At 65.0% G+C, this 24,079-nt stretch carries 23 protein-coding genes; 17 read left to right on the top strand and 6 right to left on the bottom strand.

Annotated elements, in window-relative coordinates:
* Positions 1–54: 54 nt before the first annotated feature.
* The 4 genes from pgm (at position 55) to GGD61_RS21785 (ending at position 4,814) form a co-directional block, all read left to right on the top strand.
* Positions 55–1,701, top strand: a complete 1,647-nt coding sequence (gene pgm, locus GGD61_RS21800) for a phosphoglucomutase (alpha-D-glucose-1,6-bisphosphate-dependent) (RefSeq protein ID WP_183231099.1) — start codon at positions 55–57, stop codon at positions 1,699–1,701.
* 315 nt (positions 1,702–2,016) lie between these two features.
* The gene (locus GGD61_RS21795; protein WP_092261599.1) at positions 2,017–3,066 is read left to right on the top strand and encodes an aromatic ring-hydroxylating dioxygenase subunit alpha; all 1,050 of its coding nucleotides are present in this window, start codon (positions 2,017–2,019) and stop codon (positions 3,064–3,066) included.
* 3 nt (positions 3,067–3,069) lie between these two features.
* Positions 3,070–3,822, top strand: a complete 753-nt coding sequence (locus GGD61_RS21790) for a GntR family transcriptional regulator (RefSeq protein ID WP_092261598.1) — start codon at positions 3,070–3,072, stop codon at positions 3,820–3,822.
* Between the two features lie 11 nt (positions 3,823–3,833).
* The gene (locus GGD61_RS21785; protein ID WP_018323222.1) at positions 3,834–4,814 is read left to right on the top strand and encodes a PDR/VanB family oxidoreductase; all 981 of its coding nucleotides are present in this window, start codon (positions 3,834–3,836) and stop codon (positions 4,812–4,814) included.
* Positions 4,815–4,917: 103 nt separating this feature from the next.
* Here GGD61_RS21785 and GGD61_RS21780 read toward each other — a convergent pair whose 3' ends face one another.
* A complete protein-coding gene (locus tag GGD61_RS21780; protein ID WP_092261597.1) occupies positions 4,918–6,879 on the bottom strand; it encodes a bifunctional diguanylate cyclase/phosphodiesterase in 1,962 nt (653 codons plus the stop codon).
* Between the two features lie 327 nt (positions 6,880–7,206).
* Positions 7,207–7,572 carry a nuclear transport factor 2 family protein gene (locus tag GGD61_RS21775; protein ID WP_092261596.1) on the bottom strand — a complete coding sequence of 122 codons (366 nt, stop codon included), beginning with the start codon at positions 7,570–7,572 and terminating at the stop codon, positions 7,207–7,209.
* 100 nt (positions 7,573–7,672) lie between these two features.
* On the opposite strand from GGD61_RS21775, the gene GGD61_RS21770 reads away from it, so the two are divergent.
* From GGD61_RS21770 to hemC, 3 genes are read left to right on the top strand one after another with little or no spacing between them, the layout of a single operon-like run.
* A complete protein-coding gene (locus GGD61_RS21770) occupies positions 7,673–8,263 on the top strand; it encodes a TetR/AcrR family transcriptional regulator (RefSeq protein WP_092261595.1) in 591 nt (196 codons plus the stop codon).
* Between the two features lie 55 nt (positions 8,264–8,318).
* Positions 8,319–9,944, top strand: coding sequence for a GMC family oxidoreductase (locus tag GGD61_RS21765; protein ID WP_183231098.1), 1,626 nt, complete (start codon positions 8,319–8,321; stop codon positions 9,942–9,944).
* Positions 9,945–9,969: 25 nt separating this feature from the next.
* Positions 9,970–10,950, top strand: a complete 981-nt coding sequence (hemC, locus tag GGD61_RS21760; RefSeq protein WP_092261593.1) for a hydroxymethylbilane synthase — start codon at positions 9,970–9,972, stop codon at positions 10,948–10,950.
* Between the two features lie 164 nt (positions 10,951–11,114).
* Here hemC and hemE read toward each other — a convergent pair whose 3' ends face one another.
* Positions 11,115–12,149 (bottom strand): uroporphyrinogen decarboxylase, encoded by a 1,035-nt coding sequence (gene hemE, locus GGD61_RS21755; RefSeq protein WP_092261592.1) that lies wholly within the window; start codon positions 12,147–12,149, stop codon positions 11,115–11,117.
* A 106-nt stretch (positions 12,150–12,255) separates the two neighbouring features.
* Here hemE and GGD61_RS21750 point away from each other — a divergent pair, with 106 nt between their 5' ends.
* Positions 12,256–12,471: a hypothetical protein gene (locus GGD61_RS21750; RefSeq protein WP_177237414.1), complete on the top strand. Its 216-nt coding sequence runs from the start codon at positions 12,256–12,258 to the stop codon at positions 12,469–12,471.
* A gap of 172 nt (positions 12,472–12,643) precedes the next feature.
* A complete protein-coding gene (locus GGD61_RS21745; protein WP_092261591.1) occupies positions 12,644–14,548 on the top strand; it encodes a diguanylate cyclase in 1,905 nt (634 codons plus the stop codon).
* A 6-nt stretch (positions 14,549–14,554) separates the two neighbouring features.
* On the opposite strand, the gene GGD61_RS21740 is transcribed toward GGD61_RS21745, so the two are convergent.
* Entirely contained in the window at positions 14,555–14,773 is a 219-nt protein-coding gene (locus GGD61_RS21740) for a SlyX family protein (RefSeq protein WP_092261590.1), read from the bottom strand.
* Positions 14,763–15,557, bottom strand: a complete 795-nt coding sequence (locus GGD61_RS21735) for a rhodanese-related sulfurtransferase (RefSeq protein ID WP_183231097.1) — start codon at positions 15,555–15,557, stop codon at positions 14,763–14,765. The genes GGD61_RS21740 and GGD61_RS21735 overlap by 11 nt, the downstream gene beginning before the upstream one ends.
* Positions 15,558–15,755: 198 nt before the next feature.
* Here GGD61_RS21735 and ggt point away from each other — a divergent pair, with 198 nt between their 5' ends.
* From ggt to GGD61_RS21710, 5 genes are all read left to right on the top strand, one after another.
* Positions 15,756–17,342 (top strand): gamma-glutamyltransferase, encoded by a 1,587-nt coding sequence (ggt, locus tag GGD61_RS21730; protein WP_183231096.1) that lies wholly within the window; start codon positions 15,756–15,758, stop codon positions 17,340–17,342.
* Positions 17,343–17,512: 170 nt separating this feature from the next.
* A complete protein-coding gene (locus GGD61_RS21725; RefSeq protein ID WP_026202892.1) occupies positions 17,513–18,127 on the top strand; it encodes a (2Fe-2S)-binding protein in 615 nt (204 codons plus the stop codon).
* 4 nt (positions 18,128–18,131) lie between these two features.
* Complete coding sequence (locus GGD61_RS21720; protein ID WP_092261587.1) at positions 18,132–19,148, top strand: xanthine dehydrogenase family protein subunit M; 1,017 nt, start codon at positions 18,132–18,134, stop codon at positions 19,146–19,148.
* Positions 19,149–19,150: 2 nt separating this feature from the next.
* Positions 19,151–21,442, top strand: a complete 2,292-nt coding sequence (locus tag GGD61_RS21715) for a xanthine dehydrogenase family protein molybdopterin-binding subunit (protein ID WP_183231095.1) — start codon at positions 19,151–19,153, stop codon at positions 21,440–21,442.
* A gap of 60 nt (positions 21,443–21,502) precedes the next feature.
* The gene (locus GGD61_RS21710; RefSeq protein ID WP_018323238.1) at positions 21,503–21,967 is read left to right on the top strand and encodes an FKBP-type peptidyl-prolyl cis-trans isomerase; all 465 of its coding nucleotides are present in this window, start codon (positions 21,503–21,505) and stop codon (positions 21,965–21,967) included.
* Between the two features lie 167 nt (positions 21,968–22,134).
* Here the strand turns inward: GGD61_RS21710 and GGD61_RS21705 are convergent, their stop codons facing one another.
* Positions 22,135–22,353 carry a CsbD family protein gene (locus tag GGD61_RS21705; protein WP_026202894.1) on the bottom strand — a complete coding sequence of 73 codons (219 nt, stop codon included), beginning with the start codon at positions 22,351–22,353 and terminating at the stop codon, positions 22,135–22,137.
* Between the two features lie 128 nt (positions 22,354–22,481).
* Between GGD61_RS21705 and GGD61_RS21700 the strand changes: the two genes are divergently transcribed.
* The 3 genes from GGD61_RS21700 (at position 22,482) to GGD61_RS21690 (ending at position 24,071) form a co-directional block, all read left to right on the top strand.
* The gene (locus GGD61_RS21700; RefSeq protein ID WP_007606929.1) at positions 22,482–22,994 is read left to right on the top strand and encodes a cupin domain-containing protein; all 513 of its coding nucleotides are present in this window, start codon (positions 22,482–22,484) and stop codon (positions 22,992–22,994) included.
* Positions 22,995–23,112: 118 nt separating this feature from the next.
* Positions 23,113–23,541 carry a VOC family protein gene (locus GGD61_RS21695; protein ID WP_183231094.1) on the top strand — a complete coding sequence of 143 codons (429 nt, stop codon included), beginning with the start codon at positions 23,113–23,115 and terminating at the stop codon, positions 23,539–23,541.
* A 41-nt stretch (positions 23,542–23,582) separates the two neighbouring features.
* Positions 23,583–24,071 (top strand): VOC family protein, encoded by a 489-nt coding sequence (locus tag GGD61_RS21690; RefSeq protein WP_183231093.1) that lies wholly within the window; start codon positions 23,583–23,585, stop codon positions 24,069–24,071.
* Positions 24,072–24,079: the final 8 nt, after the last annotated feature.

Here is a 24,079-nt window from a genome sequence, read left to right as displayed (position 1 = left end):
GCCCAATGCTATGGTGCGGCAGGGCCTCAATTTGACAACGACGAGGATAGTTCAGTGGCTGATGTTCATCCCGCGGCGGGCAAGCAGGCTTCGCCGGACGCGCTCACCAATATTCCGCGGCTGGTGACGGCCTATTTTGCCGGCAAGCCCGATGTCACAGATCCCGCGCAGCGCGTAGCGTTCGGCACCTCCGGCCATCGCGGCACCTCGTTCAAGAACACTTTCAACGAGGGCCACATCCTCGCGACCACGCAGGCGATCTGCGACTACAGGCGGGAAAAGGGGCTGACCGGACCGCTGTTCATCGGCATCGACACTCACGCGCTGGCCGAGCCGGCACTGGTCAGCGCCGTCGAGGTGTTCGCCGCCAACGGCATCGACATCATGATCGATAAGGACGGCGGCTACACGCCGACGCCGGTCATCTCTCACGCGATCCTCACCTACAACAAGGGCCGTACCAGCGGTCTCGCCGACGGCGTCGTCATCACGCCCTCGCACAATCCGCCGGAGGATGGCGGCTACAAATACAATCCGACGCATGGCGGCCCGGCCGACACCGATGTGACTGGTGTCGTCGAGAAGCGCGCCAATGCCTATCTCGCCGACGGCCTCAAGGGCGTGAAGCGCATCGACTATGCCAAGGCGCTGAAGTCTTCGAACGTCCATGCCTATGACTTCGTCACGCCCTACGTCGCCGATCTCGGCAATGTCGTCGATCTCGACCTCGTCAAATCCGCCGGCATCAAGATCGGCATCGATCCGCTCGGCGGCGCCGCCGTGCATTACTGGCATCCGATCATCGAGCGCTACGGCCTGAAGGCCACCGTGGTGAACGAGGCGATCGACCCGACCTTCCGTTTCATGACGGTGGACTGGGATGGCAAGATCCGCATGGACTGCTCATCGCCTTATGCGATGGCGAGCCTGATAGGGATGCGCGACCGCTTCGACGTCGCCTTTGCCAACGACACCGACGCCGATCGCCACGGCATCGTGACGCGCACCGGCGGCCTGATGAATCCGAACCATTATCTGGCGACCGCGATCTCCTATCTGTTCGCGCACCGCCCGAACTGGAGCCGGGATGCCGCGATCGGCAAGACCGTGGTGTCGAGCTCGATCATCGACCGCGTCGCCAAGAAGCTCGGCCGCAAGCTGGTCGAGACGCCGGTCGGCTTCAAATGGTTCGTCGACGGCCTCCTCACCGGCGGCTTCGGCTTCGGCGGCGAGGAGAGTGCAGGGGCCTCGTTCCTGCGCCGCGATGGCGGGGTGTGGACCACCGACAAGGACGGCGTCATCCTTGGCCTGCTCGCAGCGGAGATCATGGCCAAGACCGGCCGCGATCCCAGCCAGCTCTTCAATGATCTCACCGCCGAGTTCGGCGTTCCGCATTACGCGCGTATCGACGTCGCCGCGACCGGGCCGCAGAAGAATATCTTGAAGTCCGTCACGCCCGAGCAGCTCGGCCTGAAGGATCTCGCCGGCGACCCCGTCCGCTCAACGCTGAGCAAGGCGCCCGGCAACGGCCAGCCGTTTGGCGGCATCAAGGTCGAGACTGACTACGGCTGGTTCGCCGCGCGGCCGTCAGGGACCGAGGATGTCTACAAGATCTACGCCGAGAGTTTCCGCAGTACCGAGCACCTGACGCGGATTCAGGAAGAGGCCAAGGCAGGCCTGGCCAAGGTATTCGGGGCTTAAGGGTCCGAACGCTTACGGCTCTCGCTGCTGCCCGCAGGGATACCTCTGCCGCTCAGAAGCGGACCGCTTGCCGCATCCACCGCTGTCATCACCCGCGAAAGCGGGTGATCCAGTACGCCGCGGCTCCAGTTGTGTGAGTCTCATGCCCGCTGCGGAGTACTGGATTCCCCGCTTTCGCGGGGAATGACCCGCCACCTTGGTGTGTATACATCAAAATACATAAAGGTATTATAGTACAGCTAAATTGCCACTTGAACCTTTCTTTGCCTCCGCTATTGTATACATAACGTATTCACAAGCCGTGGGAGTGAGACAATGACAAAGCCCTTCCCGATGAACGCCTGGTACGCCGCGGCCTGGGACGCGGACGTGAAAGCTGCGCTGATGCCGCGGACGATCTGCGGCAAGCATGTCGTGATGTATCGCAAGGCCGACGGTTCGGTCGCCGCGCTGGAGGATGCCTGCTGGCACCGCCTGGTGCCGCTGTCCAAGGGCCGGCTCGAAGGCGACACCGTCGTCTGCGGCTACCACGGCCTGAAATACAATGCACAGGGACGCTGCACCTTCATGCCCTCGCAGGAGACCATCAATCCGTCGGCCTGCGTCCGCGCCTATCCCGTGGTCGAGCGCCACCGCTACATCTGGCTCTGGATGGGCGATCCCGCGCTGGCCGATCCCGCGCTCGTCCCCGACATGCACTGGAATCACGATCCGGCCTGGGCCGGCGACGGCAAGACCATCCACGTCAAATGCGACTATCGCCTCGTGCTCGACAATCTCATGGATCTCACCCACGAGACCTTCGTGCACGGCTCCTCCATCGGCAACGAGGCGGTGGCGGAGGCGCCGTTCGACGTCACCCATGGTGAGAAGACGGTCACGGTGACGCGCTGGATGCGGAACATCGAGCCGCCGCCGTTCTGGGCGAAACAACTCGGCAAGTCCGGTCCCGTCGATCGCTGGCAGATCATCCGTTTCGAGGCTCCCTGCACCATCGCGATCGACGTCGGCGTGGCGCCCACAGGCACCGGCGCGCCGGAAGGCGACCGCTCGCAGGGCGTCAACGGCTTCGTGCTCAACACCATCACGCCGGAGACCGAGAAGACCTGCCATTATTTCTGGGCCTTCGTGCGCAACTATCAGCTCGGTGAGCAGCGCATCACCTCCGAGATCCGCGAGGGCGTTTCCGGCATCTTCCACGAGGACGAGCTGATCCTCGAGGCGCAGCAGCGCGCCATGGACGAGAACCCCGATCGCATCTTCTATAACCTCAACATCGACGCCGGCGCGATGTGGACGCGCAAGCTGATCGACAGGATGGTGGCCAAGGAAAACGGGCCGCAGCACCTTCAGGCGGCGGAGTAGATCATGGCCGAACGTGAGGTCGACCGCTCCGTCTCGCAGACCGTCAAGGCGCAGCTTGCGCTGCGCGACCAGATCCTGTCCGGCTCCCTACGTCCGGGCGAGCGCATCTCCGAGCTCCAGGCGGTAGAGACCACCGGGGCCTCGCGCACCCCCGTGCGCATGGCGCTGGTGCGACTGGAGGAGGAAGGCCTGCTGGAGGCGATCCCGTCCGGCGGCTTCATGGTGAAGGCGTTTTCGGAGCGCGACATCTCCGATTCCATCGAGCTGCGCGGCACGCTGGAAGGGCTCGCTGCGCGCTTCGCCGCCGAGCGCGGCGTCTCCGCGCGCGAGCTGGAGCCGCTCAAGGAGTGCCTTGCCGCGATCGACGAACTGCTGCGGCAGGTGCCGATCTCGATCGAAGCGTTCTCGTCCTATGTCACGCTGAACGCGCGCTTTCACGCCCTGCTCACGGAATTGTCGCGCAGCCCACCCTTGATCCGCCAGATCGACCGCGCCTCGGCGCTGCCGTTCGCATCCCCAAGCGGCTTCGTGATGGCGCAATCGGCGCTGCCCGAGGCGCAGCAGATCCTGATCATCGGGCAGGAGCACCACCGTGTCGTGATCGACGCCATCGAGAACCGCGAAGGCGCGCGTGCCGAAGCCGTCATGCGCGAGCATGCGCGGCTGGCGGTGCGCAATCTGCGCCTCGCGCTGCGCAACCGCACCCATCTCGACCTCTTGCCGGCGCTCGCACTGATCAAGACCACAACCGATTGAGGGCAATCATCATGCGCTTCATCGAAACCTGGATTCCGGCAACGCTCGTTTCGACGCGCGATCTTGCCCCCGGCATCCGCGAATTCCTGATCCGGCCGGATCAGTTCGACGCCGCCGCCTATCCGGTCGGCAGCCACATCAATGTCAGCGTGACCATCGACGGCCTGCCGGAGACGCGGTCCTATTCGCTGGTCGGCGAAGCCATCTCGACCGGCTTCAAGATCGCGGTGCGCCGTGCCGATGATTCCCGCGGCGGCTCGCGCTACATGTGGCAGCTCGCGCCGGGCGCGCGGCTCGACATCACGCAGCCCGCTTCGCTGCTTGCGGTGGACTGGTCCCGTGAAAATTATTGCCTGATCGCCGGCGGCATCGGCATCACGCCGATCCTCGGCGCCGCGCAGGCGCTGGCGCGGCGCGGGGCTGACGTCACGCTGCATTATGCGGTGCGCTCGCGCGGCGAGGCTGCCTATCTCGACGATCTCGCCGGAATTCTCGGCGATCGCCTGGTCGTTCATGCCAGCGATGAAGGCAAACGGCTCGACCTCGATGCGGTGTTCGCGTCATTGCCGCAAGGCACGCTGTCGCTGTTCTGCGGCCCGATGCGCATGCTCGATGCCGCACGCCACGCCTGGATCGGCGCGGGCCATCCGCTGCCCGATCTCCGCTACGAGACCTTCGGCTCCAGCGGCACGCTGCCGACCGAGACGTTTCGCGTGCGCCTGAAGGGCTCCGATGTCGAGCTCGAAATCCCGCGCGAGCGCTCGATGCTGGACGTGCTCAACGCCAGCGGTCACGACGTGATGTACGACTGCAAGCGCGGCGAATGCGGCCTGTGCGCCATCGACGTGGTCGAGGTCGACGGCGAGATCGACCATCGCGACGTCTTCTTCAGCGACCATCAGAAGCAAAGCAACCAGAAGATCTGCGCCTGCGTCTCCCGCGCGCGGGGCACGATCACGGTGGATACGTTGCTGCGGGCGGATGCGATCTGAGGGAATGGCTTAGGGAAGTCGGGCGGCAGGCTCCCCAACCTCTCCCGCTTGCGGGGGAGGGGGCTCACCTCCCTCATTGCCTGCACTCAGGATCTACCGCAAACTACGCCGCAAACGTCGCCCGAAGCTTCTTCCTGTCCAGCAGCGCCAGCACGCCATCCACCGACACCGGCCGGCTGATCAGATAGCCCTGGACCTCGTCGCAACTGATCTGCCTGAGATAGTCGAGCTGGTCGGCAGTCTCGACGCCTTCTGCGACGACGGCGATGCGCAGGTCGCGCGCGAGCGAGATCACCGACTTGACGATGGCGGCACAGTCCGGCTGCACCAGCATGTCGCGGATGAAGGACTGGTCGATCTTGATGCGGCTGAACGGCAACTTGCGCAAATAGGTGAGGGACGAGAAACCCGTCCCGAAATCGTCCAGCGCGACCGTGACGCCGAGCTGCAGCAGCGCGTTCAGAACCGGCTCGGCCGAGCCGTATTTCGACAGCAGCATCGATTCCGTGATCTCGATCTCGAGCCGGTGCGGCGCGATCTTCGCGTCCGCCAGCGCCTGCACGATGATCTGGAGGATGCCGGCGTTATGAAACTGCGCGGCCGAGAAGTTGACGGCGACCCTGATCTCGTCCGGCCACTCGGCAACCGTCGCGCAGGCGCGGCGGACGACCCATTCGCCGATCTCGTGGATCAGCCCGGTCTCTTCCGCAATCGGGATGAATTCGCTCGGCGGCACCAGTCCGCGCTCAGGATGTTGCCAGCGCAGCAGCGCCTCGAAACCGGTGATCCGGCTTTGGTCGAGATCGAGGAACGGCTGGAACACGAGCAACAGCTCGTCTCGCGCGATCGCGCCCTCGAGGTCGGATTGCAGCGCCTTGCGATCGCGTGACACCCTGTCGTCGCTGGCGTCAAAGAAGCGGATCGTGCCAGGTCCCACCTTCTTGGCGCGGTAGAGTGCGGCATCGGCATTCTTCATGACGTCAAGCGGTGTAGTGCCGTCGCGCGGCGCCAGCACGATGCCGACGCTGGTCGCGCCCCCGATCTGGCGGCCCTCGATGCGGAACGGTTCAGTGAAGGCCGCGACGAAGCGTTCGGCGATTTCGAGGGCATCCTCGGGACGCGCCAGATTGGCCATCACCAGCGCGAACTCGTCGCCGCCGATGCGCGCGACATGCTCGGCGGCGCGCGTGCAGCGTCGCAGGCGGCTTGCGACCTGGACCAGGAATTCGTCGCCGGCGGGATGGCCGAACTTGTCGTTGACCTCCTTGAAGCGATCGAGATCGAGCAGCAGCACCGCAAACTCCTCGCCGGACAATGCCAGTCGCTTGAGCGCGGCCTCGAGCGTCTCGTTGAAGGCGACGCGGTTGGGCAGGTGGGTCAGAGGATCCAGCCGCACCGTGCGCTCCGCCTCGATCTGCCGCATCACGCGCCGCGCGAACGAGAAGGAATTGACGAACACGCCGCGGATCAGCACGCTGCCATAGACCACGACGAGGAAGGCGATCAGCAGAAAGGCCAGATCGCCGTTCCTGCCGAGGCAGATCGCGATCCCGACGAAGATCGGGGCGGTGAAGGCGATCGCTGCGATCGGGATGGTGGCGAAGGCGAGCGCGCCGCCGGCCAGCATGCCCGAGCACAGGCAGGTGATGACGAGCTGGCCGCCGGTCGAAGCATTGTCGAAGAAGGCGACGGGGACGATGCCCCAGGCGGTGCCGAGGACGAAGGCGTTGCGCACCAGCCGGTGCATGGCGCGGCGCGAGACGAATTGCGGCTTGGTGATGCGGCGGGCCGCGCGGGATTGCAGGCCGAATGCGATCGCTGCGCTGGCGACGGCGGCGGCCCAGATGAGGGCGGCTATCCTGTCCGGCGATTGCCAAAGCGCAATGGCGAGCACGATGGCGTTGCAGGCATTGGCGAGCATGATGCCGACTGAATAGCCGAGCACCATCGACATCTGCTCGGCGCGGATATGGCCGGCCACGGCTTCGTCGGTTGCGGGACCGCCAAAGGCCGATAAATCGCCCGCGAACAGCCGCGCGACATAGCTGGTCGTTTGAGTCCGCATTTCAGAGCCTAGCAGGACGGGCCGTTGGTCGGCTCCTTCAGGGAAATTCGCCGCAAACCTTTGACGAACTATGAATTATCCCTGACTGCGGCGCTCGCCGCGACCACTTCTGCGTGTTCGTGACGTGATATCGATAACAAATCGATACAAATGCAGACTTCGGATTACGGCTGTAATGAGAGCAGGGGCTCCCCACTAGCTCGCCGTCATGCCCCGGCTTGACCGGGGCATCCAGTACGCCGCGGCCTATCGAGGAATCCCAACCGTTTCTGGAATACTCGATCGCCCGGTCAAGCCGGGCGATGACACCTGTGTGGAGAGACGTCGTCACCGCCCCAGCTGCTTCGGATCGTAGTAGAACCGCTCTTCGATGAGCTGGTCGCCGCGCCAGGTTTGCCACGCGATCTCGTCCAGCGTCCGTGAGACACCCTCTGCGTTGGTGAAGCTGAACGTCCAGCGCGTCGCCACATGGTCGCCGTCGATCAGGCTCGGTCCGATGCGGACGGCCCTGACCTCTTTCGAGGCCGCCAGCACGGCACGCTCCTTGGCGACGAGCTTGTCACGGCCGATCGTCGGGGCGCCGTTGTTCTCATAGGTCGCGGCGTCGGGCGTGCAGAACTGCTCGATTGCGCCGATGAAATCCCCGGCCTCCAACCGCTGCGCAAAAGCTTCGATGACGTCACGGCTCGGCATGGCAAACCTCGCGATTAAAACCGACTGATAGTCGGTAAATACCGACCGAGGGTCAAAAAGTCAACTGGCCGCCCCTGCCGAATTCGACTAGACGAGACTCATGGCGAAACAGGCGGAGCGGCGGGCGGCGACATCGGAAGCGATCTTGTCGGCGGCGCGCCGCCTGTTCGGGACGCAAGGCTTTGCCGCTACCACCATGGACGAGATCGCGGAAGCAGCCCACGTCGCCAAGGGCGCGGTCTATCATCACTTCAAGACCAAGGAGGCGGTGTTCGAAGCCGTGTTCGACCAGGTCTCGCGCGACCTCGTCGTCGAGATCGATGGCACGGCTCGCGCCGAGAAGGACGTGCTCGCAGCGATGGTCGCCGGCACGCAGCATTATTTCGCGGCGACCGCCAAGGGCCCGACCGGCCAGATCATCCTGCGCGACGGCCCGGCCGTGCTCGGCTGGGAGCGCTGGCGCGAGATCGACGCGCAGCATTTTGGCGGCAAGCTGCCGCGCGCGATTGCGGCGGCGATGGAGGCTGGCCTGATCGCAAAGCAACCGGTCGAGCCGCTGGCGCGGCTATTGCTCGGCGCGGTGACGGAGGCCGCGGTCGCCTGCGCCGGACGCGCTGATATCGCAAGGGCAGGCGCGGAATATGCCCGTGCGTTCAAGTCGCTGGTCGAGGCGCTGCGCCTGCGGGAATGATTGTGCTAAGCCACGCAGACGGAAACGCCCCAACCAACAAGAAGACTGACAAGACATGACCCTAAACTCCTCCCTCGCGCCGTCCGATCCCGAATTCGACTACATCATCGTCGGCGCCGGCTCCGCCGGCTGCGTGCTCGCCGACAGGCTCTCGGCGAACGGCAAGCACAGCGTGCTGCTGCTCGAGGCCGGCCCGAAGGATTCCAACATCTGGATCCACGTGCCGCTCGGCTACGGCAAGCTGTTCAAGGAGAAGTCTGTCAACTGGATGTACCAGACCGAGCCGGAGCCCGAGCTGAAGGGACGCCAGGTGTTCCAGCCGCGCGGTAAGACGCTGGGCGGATCGAGCTCGATCAACGGCCTGCTCTACGTCCGCGGTCAGCACGAAGACTACGACCGCTGGCGCCAGCTCGGCAACACCGGCTGGGGCTACGACGACGTGCTGCCCTATTTCAAGAAGGCCGAAAATCAGTCGCGGGGGGCCGACCAATATCATGGCAGCGGCGGGCCCCTGCCTGTCTCCAACATGGTCGTGACCGATCCACTGTCAAAGGCCTTCATCGACGCCGCGGTCGAGACCGGTCTGCCCTACAATCCTGATTTCAACGGCGCCACGCAGGAAGGCGTCGGCCTGTTCCAGACCACGACGCGCAACGGCCGGCGCGCCTCGACTTCGGTGGCCTATCTCGGCCCGGCAAGGACCCGCAGCAATCTCAAGGTGGAAACCTCCGCGCTCGGCCAGCGCGTGCTGTTCGAGGGCCGCCGCGCCGTCGGCGTCGAATATCGGCAAGGCGCAGCTCTGCGCCGGGCCCGCGCGCGAAGAGAGATCGTGCTGTCGAGCGGCGCCTACAACTCGCCGCAACTGCTGCAGCTCTCCGGCGTCGGCCCTGGCGATCTCCTGCGCAAGCACGGCATTGATGTCGTGCTGGACGCGCCGGGCGTCGGTCACGACCTCCAGGACCACATGCAGGTCCGCATCGTGATGCGCTGCTCGCAGAAGATCACGCTCAACGACACCGTCAATCATCCGCTCCGGCGCACCATGGCCGGCGCGCGCTATGCGCTGTTTCGCAAGGGGTGGCTGACGATTGCGGCAGGCACGGCGGGCGCGTTCTTCAAGACCAGCCCGCGGCTGGCCTCGCCCGACATCCAGGTGCACTTCCTGCCGTTCTCGACCGACAAGATGGGCGAGAAGCTGCACGATTTCTCCGGCTTCACCGCCTCTGTGTGCCAGCTCCGTCCTGAAAGCCGCGGGACCTTGCGCATCCGAAGCCCCGATCCGACGGTGCCGCCGGAGATCCGCATCAACTACATGTCGACCGAGACCGACCGCACCACCAACGTCGAAGGTCTGAAGATCCTGCGCAAGATCTTGAATGCGCCGGCGCTGAAGCCATTCGTGGTCAATGAGTACGATCCCGGGGCGAAGGTATCCACGGACGCCGAGCTGCTGGAATATTGCCGCGAGCGCGGCAGCACCATCTACCATCCGACCTCGACCTGTCGTATGGGCAATGATGCGCTCGCGGTGGTCGACCAGCGGCTGAAGGTGAGGGGGCTCGAAGGCCTTCGCGTCGTCGACGGCTCGGTCATGCCGGACCTCGTCTCGGGGAACACCAACGCGCCGATCATCATGATCGCCGAAAAGGCCTCCGACATGATATTGGAGGATGCGCGATAAATTCGCGTCTTGAGAGGGTTTGGACTTGGCTACTCGATTTCGGATCGGCACACGCAAGAGCACAATGGCGCTGGCACAGACGGAAGAGATCGCGCGCCGCCTGACCGCCGCCGTGCCCGGTCTCGACGTCGAGATCGTCAAGTTCGACACCACGGGCGATCTCGATCAGACCAGCAAGCTGCTGCCCCATGGCGGCAAGGGCGGCGCCTTTGTGGCGCAGATCCGCGCCGCCGTGCTGTCGGGCGAATTGCAGGCGGCGATGCACTCGCTGAAGGACATGCCGGGCAATGAGGACACGCCCGGCCTCGTCATCGGCGCCACGCTGTCCCGCGATCCGCCGAGCGACGCGCTGGTGCTGCGCGACGGCGTGACGCTGGAGGCGCTGCGCCAGTCCCGCGGCAAGGGTTTCAAAATCGGCACCAATGCGGTCCGTCGCGCCGCTTACGCGCGACGCCTGTTTCCGGATGTAGACGTGATCCACTTCCGCGGCGCCGCCGACACGCGCGTGCGAAAGCTCGACAATGGCGAGAAGCAGCGCCTGCCGGATGGCGGCACGGTGGGACCGGCCGATGCGCTGATCATGGCGCGTTCGGGGCTCGACCGTGTCGGCCTCGCCGGCCGCATCGCCTATGAGTTCACCGCGGCCGAGATGCTGCCCGCGGCGGGGCAGGGCATCGTTGCGGTCGAATGCGCCGCGCAGGACTGGCAAACGCGGCAGATCCTGTCGTCGATCGACGATCCCGCCGCGCACGCCAGCGCGGACGCCGAGCGCGAGGTGCTGTGGGTGCTGAACGGCCACTGCAATTCGCCGGTGGCGGGCTTCTCGACCATCACGGGCGATCAGATGTCGCTCACCGCATCCGTGCTCGATCTTTCCGGCAACATCATTATCGAGGCTTCGCGCGCAGGCCCCGCCAATCGCCCGCGCGAGCTCGGCCGTGCCGTGGGTCTGGATCTGCTGACGAAGGGGGCCGCCGAGATCATCGAGCGCAGCCGGCCGCGCTAGGCTGCCGCGATCACGAGATCATGCGGCCGTGCGCCTGTTTTGCCCGACGTGTCAAACGCGGCTGGTGAGTCGGATCTTGCCGGCCCAGCTTTTTCAATGACTTGTCTACTGTGCATGGGGTTGTTTTCGCGTTTTTTGTTTCCGCCCCGTTGGGGGCGGGCGAACTAGCCCCGCACGCGCTTGATCATCCGCTCGACATGGGCGATCGGCGTTTCCGGCTGGATGCCGTGCCCGAGGTTGAAGATCAGCCGTCCTTGGGCAAAATTGGCCAGCGTGTTGTCGACCGCGCGGTCGAGCGCGGCGCCGCCCGTGATCAGCACCAGCGGATCGAGATTGCCCTGCACGGCGACCTTGCTTTGCACGCGCTCGCGAATGAAACCGGGCTCCGCGGTCCAGTCGATGCTGACCGCATTGACGCCGGTCGCCTCGACATAGCCCGGCAATTGCGCACCGGCGCCGCGGGGGAAGCCGATGATCTTCGCATCCGGCACCTTGGCCCGCACGCCCTCGACGATGCGGCGCGTCGGCTCGACCGACCAGCGCGCGAACTCGGCCGACGGCAGCACGCCGGCCCAGGTGTCGAAGATCTGCAAGGCATTGGCGCCGGCGGCGAGCTGCGCCAGCAGATATTGAATCGAGTTCTCGACCAGCACGTCGATGATTTCAGCGAACGCCTCCGGATGCCGGTAGGCCATCATCCGCGCCGGCGCCTGGTCGGGCGTGCCCTGGCCCGCGACCATGTAGGTCGCGACCGTCCACGGCGCGCCGCAGAAGCCGATCAGCGCGACCTTTTGATCGAGCGTGCCGCGCACGATCCTGAGCGCCTCGAACACCGGCTCGAGCTTGCCAAAGTCGGCGCGCGCGGCAAGCGTTGCGACCTTCGCAGGATCATCCAGCGGATCCAGCCGCGGGCCCTCGCCGACCTCGAACCGCACCGAGCGTCCGAGCGCGTAGGGGATCACGAGAATGTCCGAGAAGATGATCGCCGCATCGAAGCCGAACCTGCGGATCGGTTGCAGCGTCACCTCGGCCGCAAGCTCCGGGTTGAAGCACAGGTCGAGGAAGCCGCCGGCCTTGGCGCGGACCTCGCGATATTCCGGCAGATAGCGGCCGGCCTGCCGCATCATCCACATGGGCGGGATGCTCTGGCGCTGGCCGGAGAGCACGTCGATGAAAGGTTTCGTCGCAGATTGGGGCACGAATGGTCCTGAGCAAGGTTATGGCCTCTGATACACCGCTCCGGCCCTCAGCGGAACAGGGGAACCAGCGCAAGAGGGCCGCGTTGTCCAGCCGATGGAGGAGATCATGGCTGAGAGATTCAATCCCGCCCCGCACGACAAGCACGCCGTCGATCCGCACGAGGCGCTCGCCGCTGATCGGCAATCCAAGCTCGACGCCGGGCTAAAGGACACGTTCCCAGCGTCTGATCCCGTAAGCGCCACCCAGCCAACACCCACGAAGGCTGATGCGGAAGCCGACAGCCCCTCGCTCTGGGACAAGGTCAAGGCGATATTCAGCTAAGGGCAGGCGAGGCCCGATTCCGATCGGCTTGCTAATACCTTGTTAGCGATGTGCTGATCGCGGTGTCCGTAGGACTACTGGAAACCGGGGAGATGGCCGCGTATTCCAGTAGTGATTTCAGAGTTCAATAATAGAAGCAGCAGAGTTTCCGACGATCGGAGAATTCTGCCGCATGAGCCTTGCGACCCAAAGAGCCGGATGGAGCCGCCTGCCGCTGCGCGCGGCGGCGTTCGTCGTGCTGACCTGCGCGACCATCCTCGGCGTCAGTGGCTGGCGCGAATGGGCTGCGCGCGACGCGGTGCTCAGGGGTGCCGAGACCGAGATGGCGAACGTCGCCCGCTCGCTGACCCAGCATGCCGAGGACAGCCTCGATCTGCTGGATTCCGGCGTCGTCGGCGTCGTCAGCCGGCTCGAGATGGACGGCACTGCACCGGCCACGATCGCCAAACTGCGCACCCTGCTGGAAGTACGCAAAAAGGCCATCGAGCGCGTTCACAGCCTCGCCATCATCGACGACCAAGGCAACTGGCTGACCGCGCCCGGCACGATCGGCTCAACGCTCAGCGACGATGCGTTTTTCCGTTATCATCAGCTCTCCCCGAAACGAGAGCCCTATGTCGGCCGTCCCGTAAAGAGCCTCCTGGACGGCGAATGGGTCGTCACCCTGTCGCGCCGCTTCAACAAGCCCGACGGCAGCTTCGGCGGGGTAGTGCTCGCGACCATCAGCTCAAAATATCTTTCGCATTTCTACGAGCAGTTCGAGATCGGCCGCAACAGCTCGGTGTCGCTCACGCATGGCGATGGCCTGATCATCGCTCGCAACCCCAGCAACGAGACATTTGTCGGACGCAGCGTTTCCGACAAGCCGTTATTCCGCGACGCGAGCCTGCAACGGCCGAGCGGGGCCTATTATTTCAAGTCTCCCCTGGACGGCGCCGAGCGCGTCAGCTTCTTCAAGCGCAGCGGCCGTTTCCCGCTCCTTCTGCTTGCCACAGTCGACAAGGACGAGTTGCTCGCGCCCTGGCGCGCCGCGGCAATCTCCCGCATGCTCTACGTCACCGCGCTAGTGATGCTGATTGCGGTCATCGGCGCCGTGCTGGTGCGGCAGTTGCAGCGGGGCCAGCGCATGGCCGCGGCCCTGGTCGAGAAAGAGGCGCATTTCCGCCTGCTCGCCGAAGGCTCCAGCGACATGGTGACCCGCATCGGGCTCGACGAGCGGCTGCGCTATGTCTCGCCCTCGTCCGCGCGCGTCGTCGGCTGGCGCGCCAATCAATTGATCGGCACGCCGGCGCTGGCGGGCATCAATCCGGAGGATCTGCCGGAGGTCCAGGCGATCGTCGACGCCATGAAGCGTGGCGAGCGGGAGGAGGCGCGTCTCACCTACCGCAACTCGCACCGGCAGAACGGTGAAGTCTGGCTGGAATCGACCATGCGGGTGACGCGCAAGGACAATGGCCGCGTCGACGGCGTGGTCGCGATCTCCCGCGACATCACCGAGCACAAGAAGCTGGAAACCAGGCTCGAGACGCTTGCGATCGAGGATAGCCTCACCGGCCTTGCCAATCGCCGCCGCTTCGACGAGCGGCTGAAAGAGGAATGGGCGCGCGCCTATCGCGACCGCTCGAGCCTTGCTTTGCTGATGATCGATGTGGATCACTTCAAGGCCTATAACGACGAATACGGCCATCCCGCGGGCGATGCCTGCCTGCGTCTGGTCGCAAAGATCATCGCGGCCGAGACGCAACGCGCGGGCGATCTGGCGGCGCGCTATGGCGGCGAGGAATTCGCCATGCTGCTGCCCAACACCGATGCCGTCGGCTGCGCCCTTTTCGGCGAACGGATCCGCAGTGCCATCCACGAAGCCGGCCTCGTTCATGCCACCAATCCGGAGTCCGGATGTGTCACCGCCTCGGTCGGCGGTGCGACCTGTCGGCCGGCGCTGGAGCGCACGGCGGGCGTGGCCTCGCTGGTTGAGGCCGCCGACCGGGCGCTCTACGCCGCCAAGGATGCAGGCCGCGACCGCCTGGTGATGTCCGGCGAGCTCATGAACCTGCTGCCCAAGGCCTCCGGCCAGTAAGATGGCTCAATAATGCGGCGGGGGCTCGTTGGTGGGCCCGGGCGCATTGGCCTCGGCCTCCTGCAGCCGCTCGCCGAGCTCTGCGATCTTCCGGGTCAGCAGATCGATCTGCTTCCACTGCGCGGTGATGGTCTGGTTCAACGTCTCGATCGTGTCGTCCTGGTAGGCGAGGCGCGTTTCAAGCGTGTCGATGCGCTCGCTCAGCGTCTTGATCTCATTCGTCACGCGTCGCATCCTTGTTTCGTTCGCGCAAACCGGATTCTTGCAAGCGCGATTCTTGCAGACCATGGCCGAGCGCGACGCGCTCGTCGAACACGAAGCACTCCCCACGCCAGCGGCTCTGCGCCTCCGGCACCTCTTCCAGATATTTGAGAATGCCGCCCTTGAGGTGATAGACCTCGGTAAAGCCGCGCGCGAGCAGGTGCGCGCTCGCCTTTTCGCAGCGGATGCCGCCGGTGCAGAACATCGCGATCCTGCGGTGCTTTGCTGGATCAAGCTCGACGGCGGCAAAATCCTTGAACTGGCCAAAGCTCCTGATGCCGGGATCGACGGCGCCTTCGAACGTTCCCATCGCCACCTCGAAGGCGTTGCGGGTGTCGAGCAGCAGCATGTCGGGCGCGGAGATCAGCGCGTTCCATTCGCTCGCATCGACATAGGTGCCGACCTGGCGGGTCGGATCGGCAGCCGTATCGCCAAGCGTGACGATCTCCTTCTTCAGCCGCACTTTGAGCCGCCCGAACGGCATCGCTTCGGCGGCCGAGAATTTCAATTCGAGATTGTGCAGCCTGCCGCCGAACATGTCGCCGTTCGCCAGCTCATGGGCAAGAGCGTCGATCGCCGCCGGCGCACCGGCGAGCGTGCCGTTGATGCCCTCCTGCGCCAGCAGCACGCTGCCCTTCAGCTCAATACCGGCGCAGAACGCGCGCAGCGGCTCGCGCAGCTCGCGGTAATCCGGGAGGGTGGCGAATTGGTAGAAGGCGGCGACCTTGATCGAATTCGGATCAGACATGGCGGTTCGTTTAGCAGGCGCGTGCGGCCCGGAAAACCCGCATGGCCGCCGGCCTCGAAAGGTCTATTCGCCCAGCGGATGGCAGCCATTTCCCTGGTATGCCAGCATTGCCGAAAGCTGCCGGAATGTGTCATGTAACCCCGGTTTTTCCGAGATGGCGCGCCATCCGCGCCACGGGCCCAAGAGAGCAAGCATTCGATGAGAAACTTTCATTTCCCAGGCAGGTCCACGGTCCACGCTACCAACGCGATGGTGGCGACCTCGCATCCGCAGGCCTCGCTCGCCGCGATCGAGGTGTTGCGCGAGGGGGGCACCGCGGTGGACGCGGCGGTTGCGGGCTCGGCCCTGCTTGGCGTGATCGAGCCGCAATCGACCGGCATCGGCGGCGACTGCTTTGCGCTGATCCAGCCGCGCGGCGAGGGCAAGATCATCGCCTATAACGGCTCCGGCCGTGCCCCGAAGGCGGCGAACGCCGACTGGTACCTGGAGCGCAAGATCAACTCGGTGCCGCTGACCTCGGCGCATGCGGTCTCGATTCCCGGCGTGGTCGATGCGTTCGCGACCGTCCTTCGCGACCATGGCAAGTTCGGCTTCGACCGGCTGCTCCAGCCCGCGATCAAGGCGGCCGAGGAAGGTTACGTCGTCGCCCCCCGCATCGCCTTCGACTGGAAGAACCAGTTCGAGAAGCTGAAGGGCGGCACCAACACCGTGCGTTACCTGTTGCCGGGCGGCAAGCCGCCGGTGGCCGGCGACGTCATACGCCAGGCCGAGCTCGGCAAAACGCTGCGCGCGATCGCCAAGGACGGCCGCGACGCCTTCTACAAGGGCCCGATTGCCGAAGACATGGTCGAGACCCTCAGGGGCATCGGCGGCCTGCATACGCTCGACGATTTCGCCGCGCACACCACCGAGACGACGACGCCGATCGGCACCATGTACAAAGGGTACGACGTCTGGCAGTGCCCGCCGAACGGGCCCGGCCTCACCATGCTGCTGATGCTGAATATCCTGTCGCGGTTCGACCTGACGAAATACGCGCCGCTCAGCATCGAGCGTTTCCATCTCGAGGCGGAAGCCGCGCGCATCGCCTACATGCATCGCGAGCTGCACGTCGCCGATCCCGACCACATGCAGGTCGAGGTCGCCAAGATCCTCGCCAAGGAATTCTGCGACGAGCACATCGCCAAGATCCGCATGGACGGCATGCTTGACCTGCCGAACGTCGCGCCGCCGATGAATCCGTCGACGATCTACATCACCGTCGTCGACAAGGACCGCAACGTCTGCTCGTTCATCAATTCGATCGCGCATTCCTTCGGCTCGGCGATCGTCTCGAACAAGTCCGGCGTCCTGTTCCAGAACCGCGCCGGCGGCTTCCGCATCCAGCCGGGCCATCCCAACTGCATCGCCGGCGGCAAGCGGCCGCTGCACACGATCATGCCGAGCCTGCTCACCAGGGGCGGCCGCTCCGTGATGCCGTTCGCGGTGATGGGCGGGCAGTACCAGCCGGTCGGCCAGACCCGCGTCGTGACCAACATCCTCGACTATGGCTGCGACGTGCAGGAGGCGATCGACATGCCGCGCGGCCTGCACTACGAGGGCCAGTATCAGCTCGAGGACAGCGTGCCGGCTGCGATCGTCGAGGGCCTGAAGAAGCTCGGCCACAAGACCACCAGCGTGGTCGGCCCGCTCGGCGGCGCGCAGGCGATCTGGATCGACTGGGACAAGGGCACGCTCACCGGCGGCTCCGATCCGCGAAAGGACGGCTGCGCGCTCGGCTATTGAGTGCTGCCGCGCGGGGTTCCGCGCGCAAGATCAGGAAAAGTTGACGAAGGGCGGCGCGGCATTTGCTGCGTCGCCCTTTCTCGTTCGGAACAGAGTTCATCGCTTCCGGTTAAGGGGCGATGAGCGGTGCAGGGCGTGCGCTGCTTTGCAGATAAGCGGCGGAGGCCTCGATGTCCGACACCTCAAGTTCCAAACGATCAGCATTCGATCGGCGCGCCTTCATGGCCGGCGCGGCTGGCAGTGCGCTCGTCCCGATCACAGCGCGCGCGGCCACAGAGGAAGCCAAAGCCCCAGCTGCACAGGACCCCTCACTTCCTGTCGAGGTCACGCTGCACGTCAACGGCAAGGACAAGCGCCTGCGCATCGACGCGCGCACCACGGTGCTCGATGCGCTGCGCGATCACCTCAAGCTCACCGGCAGCAAGAAAGGCTGCGACCACGGCCAGTGCGGCGCCTGCACAGTGCTGATCGACGATCGGCGGGTGGTGTCATGCCTGACGCTGGCGCTCGCGGCGGAAGGGCAGGAGATCACGACGATCGAGGGGCTGGCGACCGACGATCGCCTGCACCCGATGCAACAGGCCTTCGTCGACAACGATGCGTTCCAGTGCGGCTATTGCACGCCCGGCCAGATCATGTCCGCCGTGGCCTGCGTCAAGGAGGGGCATGCCGGGAGCGAGGCCGACATCCGCGAATACATGAGCGGCAATATCTGCCGTTGTGCGGCCTATCCCAACATCGTCGCGGCTGTGAAGCAAGCCGCGCCCGAGATCATGAAAGGCTAGGCGCATGCGACCCTTCTCGTATCAGCGGGCAACAGACCCTGACATGGCCGTGCAGGCGCTGAGCGCCGCCGCAGCAGCCAACCATCCGTTGTCGCAGGCGATAGCCCAGCCGCTTGCGGGCGGCACCACGCTGATCGATCTGATGAAGCTGGACGTGATGCGGCCCGCCGCGATCGTCGATATCAATCCGCTCGCGCAGGCCTGGTCGGCAATCGAGCCGGGCAGCGACAGCTTGCGGCTCGGTGCGCTCGCAAAGATGTCCGACGTGGCGGCCCATGCCGAGATCCAGCGCAATTATCCGGTGATCGCGAGTTCCCTGAAGCTCGCAGCCAGCGCCCAGTTGCGCAACATGGCAACGCTCGGCGGCAACGTGATGCAGCGGACGCGTTGCAGTTATTTTCGCGACGTCTCCTATGAGAATTGCAACAAGCGCAATCCCGGTTCCGGCTGTGCCGCCATGGACGGCGTCAACCGGATGCATGCCGTGCTTGGCACGTCCGATCAGTGCATTGCGACCTATCCCGGCGATCTCGCGCAGGCGTTGATCGCCCTCGATGCCGTGGTCGAGATCACGGGCAGGGCCGGCACGCGCAGCATACCGTTCGCGGAGCTGCACAAGGCGCCGGGGAACTCCCCGGATATCGAGACCACGCTTCAGCCCGGCGAGCTGATTTCGGCCTTCTCGATCCAGGGCCGCTGGCCGCGCTCGGTGTATCTCAAGGCGCGCGACCGGCAATCCTACGAGTTTGCACTGTCCTCTGCTGCGATCGCGCTCGACGTGCAGGACGGCACGATCCGGGATGCGCGCGTCGGGCTCGGCGGCGTCGCCACCATGCCCTGGCGGGCGCGCGAGGCGGAGGCGCTGCTGAAGGGACAAAAGTTCGACGAAGCTCTGGCGCAACGCGTCGCTGATGCCGCTTTCGCAGACGCCCGCGGCCGCCGGCACAACAGCTTCAAGATCGCGCTCGGCAAGCGCGTGGTGGCGCGCGCGCTCCAGCAGGCCGTAACGATGGAGATCTGATCATGACCGCTGCAGCTCCCTCGCCCAAGGCGAATATGGGCCAGCCCGTGCCGCGCTATGATGCGGCTGCAAAGGTCACGGGACGGGCAACCTATGCGTCCGACATGCCGCTGGATAATCCGGCCTATGCATTCCTGCTCACCAGTGCGATTGCCAAGGGCCGCATCGACCGTTTCGATCTCGATGACGCCAAGCGCGTCCGCGGCGTGATCGAGATCGTCACCCACGAGAACGCCCCGAAGCTGAAGGAGTCGAAGCTGTTCAGCAATGGCGGCTATGCCGGGACCACGATCCAGCCGCTGAAGTCGGCCGACATCGCCCATGACGGCCAGATCATCGCTGTCGTTGTCGCGGAGAGTTACGAGGCCGCGCGCGAGGCCGCCAATCGTGTCAAGGTCAGCTACACCGCCACCGCGCCCAGCGCGAGCTTCGACTCGCCGGGAACGACCACGGCAGCCGCTAAGGGCCAGAACGCGCAGTTCAAGGAGGACCCCGCGGTCGGCGATTTCGCCAAGGCATTCGATGCGGCCGAGGTCAAGCTGACCGCCGCCTACGACACGCCGACGCAGCACCACAATCCGATGGAGCTGTTTTCGACGAGCTGCGCCTGGATGGGCGACAATCTCGTCATCTACGAAGGCAGCCAATTCGTCTATGGCTTGAAGAACGGCGTCGCCGAGCAGCTCGGCATCGACGCCGACAAGGTGCGCGTGGTCAATCCCTATGTCGGCGGCGGCTTTGGTTCGCGCGGTTCGATGACGCCGCGGACCGCCATCATCGCCGGCATCGCCAAGCGCCTGGGCCGCCCGATCAAGCTGGTCCCGACCCGCGATCAGGGTTTCACCATTACGACCCACCGTGCCGAGACGCGCCAGGAGATCAAGCTTGGCGCAAACCGGGATGGCAAGCTGCTGGCTTTGAGGCATGAGGGCGCCGAGGTCTCCTCGCGCGCCGACGCCTATTGCGTCGGCGGCACCAAGACGACGACGCGGCTCTATGCCTGCCCGAACGTCGACAGCCTGGTGTCGATCGTGCGTGCCGACCGCAACACGCCGGGCTTCATGCGCTCGCCGCCGGAGGTGCCGTATCTGTTTGCGCTGGAGAGCGCGATGGACGCGCTCGCGGTCAAGCTGAACATGGATCCGGTCGAGCTTCGGCGCATCAACGACACCACCAACGAGCCGATCGGTGGCAAGCCCTACACCTCGCGCTCGTTGATGGCGTGCTTCGACGAGGCCGCCAAGGCCTTCGGCTGGGCGCAGCGCTCGCCGCAGCCGAAATCGATGTCGGACGGCGACTGGCTGATCGGCTATGGCTGTGCCGCGACCTGCTATCCGACGCAGATGGGGCCGTCGGCCGCGCGCGTGCGCCTGCAGCGCGACGGCCGGACCCGGGTCGAGATCGCCGGCCACGAGATCGGCACCGGCGCCTATACGGTCATCGCCCAGACCGCGGCCGAACGGCTCGGCGTGCCCCTCGAGAAAGTCGCCGTCTTCATGGGTGACAGCGATCTGCCACCGGCGCCGGTTGCCGGCGGCTCGAACTCGACCGCGAGCACCTGCTCGGCGGTGATGATGGTGTGCGATCAGATTCGCCAGCGCCTGTTCAAGGCCGCGATGCCGGCTCAAAGCCTGACCGACCGGGCCAAGGAGACCGTGGGTCTTGGCCAGACGCCGGCCACGCAAGCGGCGAAGGGCGATCGTCCGCTGGACATCGAGAAGGCCTTCGATGCGCTCGGTGTCGGCGTCGTCGAGGAATATGGCGAGTGGAAGCCGGAAGGCGCGCCGCTGGATTCCTTCCGCGCCATGCACAACGGGCAGGTGCGGCTCGTTGGTGGTCACGCCATGAAAGACCAGATCGCCTATGCGTTCGGCGTCGAGTTCGTCGAGGTCCGTGTCAATCGCTTCACCCACGAAATCCGCTGTCCTCGCCTCGTCGGTGCGTTTGCGGCTGGCAGGATCATGAATCCGCGCACAGCGCGTAGCCAGCTGATGGGCGGACTGATCTGGGGCATGTCCTCGGCACTGCTCGAGGCCACCGAAATCGATGAGCGCAATGCGCGCTACGTCAACGACAATCTTGCCGACTACCTCGTGCCCGTGAATGCGGACGTCGCCGGCGTCGAGGTCATTTTGCTCTCCGAGCAGGATGACCGCATCAATCCCGTCGGCGTGAAGGGCCTCGGCGAGCTCGCCAATGTCGGCACCAATGCCGCGATCTGCAACGCGATCCACCATGCCACCGGCCAGCGCATCCGCAAGCTCCCGGTTCGGCTGGAAAATATCGAGGTGTGAGGGGTGGAAACAGCACCCGCGTTGCGCTAGACACCTTCCGCCTCAAACGGAAGGTGCCTTATGCAGCGTTTCCAGCGCGCGCTCCTCACCCTGATGTCGGCACTCGCGATCACGGTGATCGCGGGCGTGTCGCATTTCGTTTCCACCACGGCCTCGGCCCAGACCGCAGGAAAGACCATGACCACAGCTTCAGGCTTGCAGATCATCGATTCCACCGTCGGCACCGGTGCCTCGCCGCAGCCCGGCCAGATCTGCGTGATGCACTATACCGGCTGGCTCTATGAGAACGGTCAGAAGGGCAAGAAATTCGATAGCTCCGTCGATCGCAAGGAGCCGTTCGAATTCCCGATCGGCAAGGGCCGTGTCATCGCCGGCTGGGACGAGGGCGTGGCCTCGATGAAGGTCGGCGGCAAGCGCACGCTGATCATCCCGCCGCAGCTCGGCTACGGCGCCCGCGGCGCCGGCGGCGTGATCCCGCCGAATGCGACGCTGATGTTCGACGTCGAATTGCTAGCGGTGAAATAACTGACGTCTCCACGTCGTCATGGCCGCGCTTGTCGCGGGCATCCACGTTCTTTCTTCGTGCTGCTAAGACGTGGATGGCCGGGTCAAGCCCGGCCATGACGGAGATAATCGACACGAACAAAAAGACCGGCCTTTCGGCCGGTCTTTCGCGTTCAGTCCTGCGCGCGCTATTCCGTCGCGCGCTTTGCCCCGGCCGCCGCGCGATCGATCGCGTCCTTTGCGGCGTCCTTGGCATCGCCCATGGCCTGCTGGCCCTTGCCCTTCACTTCCTGGACCACGCCTTCGCCCTTCATGCGTTCGGAACCGGTGGCTTCGCCGATGCCCTGCTTGGCCTTGCCGATCGCTTCGTTGGCGTTACCCTTGATCTTGTCGGTCGTGCTACCCATGAAACTCTCCATCCATTTTGCTCGCAAAGACAACGTCCCGCAGCTACGAGGGTTCCGATTTTGGCATGGCTCGCGAGTGCGGCTTCGGGTTAGGTTGCCGCGCACGGAACCAACAGAAAGCAAGTCCCATGACCGGCCATGACCATTCGCATTCCCACCATGACCACGATCACGACGATCGCTGGAAACATGACGGCGTGCGCGTCATTCCCGGCAACCAGCTCGATACCAACGTGCCGTCGACGGCAGGCATGGACCGCGCGGCCGCGATCAATTTCGCGCGCGTCGGCGCCCAGAAATTGTGGGCCGGCACCGTCAGCATCAAGCCGGATGCCAAGACCGGTGCACACCACCACGGCCATCTCGAAAGCGTCATCTATGTCGTGAAGGGCAAGGCGCGGATGCGCTGGGGCGAGAGCCTGCAATTCACCGCCGAGGCCGGCCCCGGCGATTTCATCTTCGTGCCGCCTTACGTGCCGCATCAGGAGATCAACGCCAGCCCGGACGAGGTGCTGGAATGCGTGCTGGTGCGCAGTGACGGCGAGGCGGTGGCGATCAACCTCGACATCGAGCCGGTCGAGAAGCCCGAGACCGTGCTGTGGGTCGACCCCATCCACCGGGATCCGAACGAGAAGAAGTAAGACCGCCCTGCCGTGGGAGGCGCGATCGTCTCCGGGGGGTGAAAAAATATTCGGAAGCCGTGTCGGGTGGGCCCCCCGGCAGTCCGTCCTTGGGCAGAACCCGCCCAAGGAGCTTCCGATGCCCAGGATGATCTTCCTCAATCTTCCCGTGACCGACCTCAAACGTGCGACCGCCTTCTATGAGGCGGTCGGCGCGACCCGGAACCCGCAAATCAGCGATGACACGGCGAGCTGCATGGTCTTTTCCGAGGCCATCTACGTGATGCTGGCGACCCACGACAAATTCCGCCAGTTCACGCCGAAGCCGATCGCAGATGCCAAGACCTCGAACCAGGCGCTGTTCTGCCTGTCCGCCGACACCCGCGACGAGGTCGACGCGATTGTCGGCAAGGCAGAGGCGGCGGGCGGGGTGGCCGATCCCAGCCCGAAGGACGAATACAGCTTCATGTACGGCCGCAGCTTCGAGGATCCGGATGGCCACATGTGGGGTGTGAACTGGCTGGACATGGCGGCTGTCCCTCCGCAGCCCGCCATGGCGAATGCCTGATCGCAGTCCGTCGAACGCTAAACCAACGAGGAGCATTCACGATGTCCAAGGTCGTACCCTGCATGTGGTTCAACGGCGATGCAGAGGAAGCCGCAAAGTTCTACGTTTCGCTCGTGCCGAATTCGGCGATCACGCACGTTCAGCGCAATGTTTCGGACGGCCCCTCCGGCAAGGAAGGCTCCGTGCTTGTCGTCGAGTTCACGGTCGCCGGTCAGCCGCTGGTCGCGCTCAATGGCGGAATGAAGATGGAATATACCCACGCCATCTCGCTGATGATCCATTGCGACGACCAGGCCCAGGTCGACAGCGTTTGGAATGCGTTCCTCGCCGATGGCGGCAAGGAAGAGCAATGCGGCTGGCTCCGGGATCGCTGGGGCGTGGCCTGGCAGGTCGTGCCGAAGGTGATGTTCGAATTCCTGTCGAGCCCGGACAGGGCAGCGGCCGCGCGCGCGATGCAGGCCATGATGAAGATGGTGAAGCTGGATGTCGCCGCGCTGCGCCGCGCGTTCGAGGGCAAGTCGGCAGCGTGACGACGAGG

It is taken from the genome of Bradyrhizobium sp. SBR1B, from assembly GCF_014198205.1.
In the GTDB taxonomy this organism is placed as follows: domain Bacteria; phylum Pseudomonadota; class Alphaproteobacteria; order Rhizobiales; family Xanthobacteraceae; genus Bradyrhizobium.
Note: the sequence above shows the minus strand (reverse complement) of the source record. Positions and strands in the feature narration are given on the sequence as shown.

Coding starts and splice junctions, on each gene's coding strand:
- ggt (WP_183231096.1), top strand. CDS start 15,756: ATGAGAAACTTTCATTTCCCAGGCAGGTCCACGGTCCACGCTACCAAC.
- GGD61_RS21745 (WP_092261591.1), top strand. CDS start 12,644: ATGAGCCTTGCGACCCAAAGAGCCGGATGGAGCCGCCTGCCGCTGCGC.
- GGD61_RS21790 (WP_092261598.1), top strand. CDS start 3,070: ATGGCCGAACGTGAGGTCGACCGCTCCGTCTCGCAGACCGTCAAGGCG.
- GGD61_RS21725 (WP_026202892.1), top strand. CDS start 17,513: ATGTCCGACACCTCAAGTTCCAAACGATCAGCATTCGATCGGCGCGCC.
- GGD61_RS21765 (WP_183231098.1), top strand. CDS start 8,319: ATGACCCTAAACTCCTCCCTCGCGCCGTCCGATCCCGAATTCGACTAC.
- GGD61_RS21700 (WP_007606929.1), top strand. CDS start 22,482: ATGACCGGCCATGACCATTCGCATTCCCACCATGACCACGATCACGAC.
- GGD61_RS21690 (WP_183231093.1), top strand. CDS start 23,583: ATGTCCAAGGTCGTACCCTGCATGTGGTTCAACGGCGATGCAGAGGAA.
- GGD61_RS21720 (WP_092261587.1), top strand. CDS start 18,132: ATGCGACCCTTCTCGTATCAGCGGGCAACAGACCCTGACATGGCCGTG.
- GGD61_RS21710 (WP_018323238.1), top strand. CDS start 21,503: ATGCAGCGTTTCCAGCGCGCGCTCCTCACCCTGATGTCGGCACTCGCG.
- GGD61_RS21780 (WP_092261597.1), bottom strand. CDS start 6,879: ATGCGGACTCAAACGACCAGCTATGTCGCGCGGCTGTTCGCGGGCGAT.
- GGD61_RS21715 (WP_183231095.1), top strand. CDS start 19,151: ATGACCGCTGCAGCTCCCTCGCCCAAGGCGAATATGGGCCAGCCCGTG.
- GGD61_RS21775 (WP_092261596.1), bottom strand. CDS start 7,572: ATGCCGAGCCGTGACGTCATCGAAGCTTTTGCGCAGCGGTTGGAGGCC.
- GGD61_RS21695 (WP_183231094.1), top strand. CDS start 23,113: ATGCCCAGGATGATCTTCCTCAATCTTCCCGTGACCGACCTCAAACGT.
- GGD61_RS21785 (WP_018323222.1), top strand. CDS start 3,834: ATGCGCTTCATCGAAACCTGGATTCCGGCAACGCTCGTTTCGACGCGC.
- GGD61_RS21705 (WP_026202894.1), bottom strand. CDS start 22,353: ATGGGTAGCACGACCGACAAGATCAAGGGTAACGCCAACGAAGCGATC.
- GGD61_RS21750 (WP_177237414.1), top strand. CDS start 12,256: ATGGCTGAGAGATTCAATCCCGCCCCGCACGACAAGCACGCCGTCGAT.
- GGD61_RS21770 (WP_092261595.1), top strand. CDS start 7,673: ATGGCGAAACAGGCGGAGCGGCGGGCGGCGACATCGGAAGCGATCTTG.
- GGD61_RS21795 (WP_092261599.1), top strand. CDS start 2,017: ATGACAAAGCCCTTCCCGATGAACGCCTGGTACGCCGCGGCCTGGGAC.
- GGD61_RS21735 (WP_183231097.1), bottom strand. CDS start 15,557: ATGTCTGATCCGAATTCGATCAAGGTCGCCGCCTTCTACCAATTCGCC.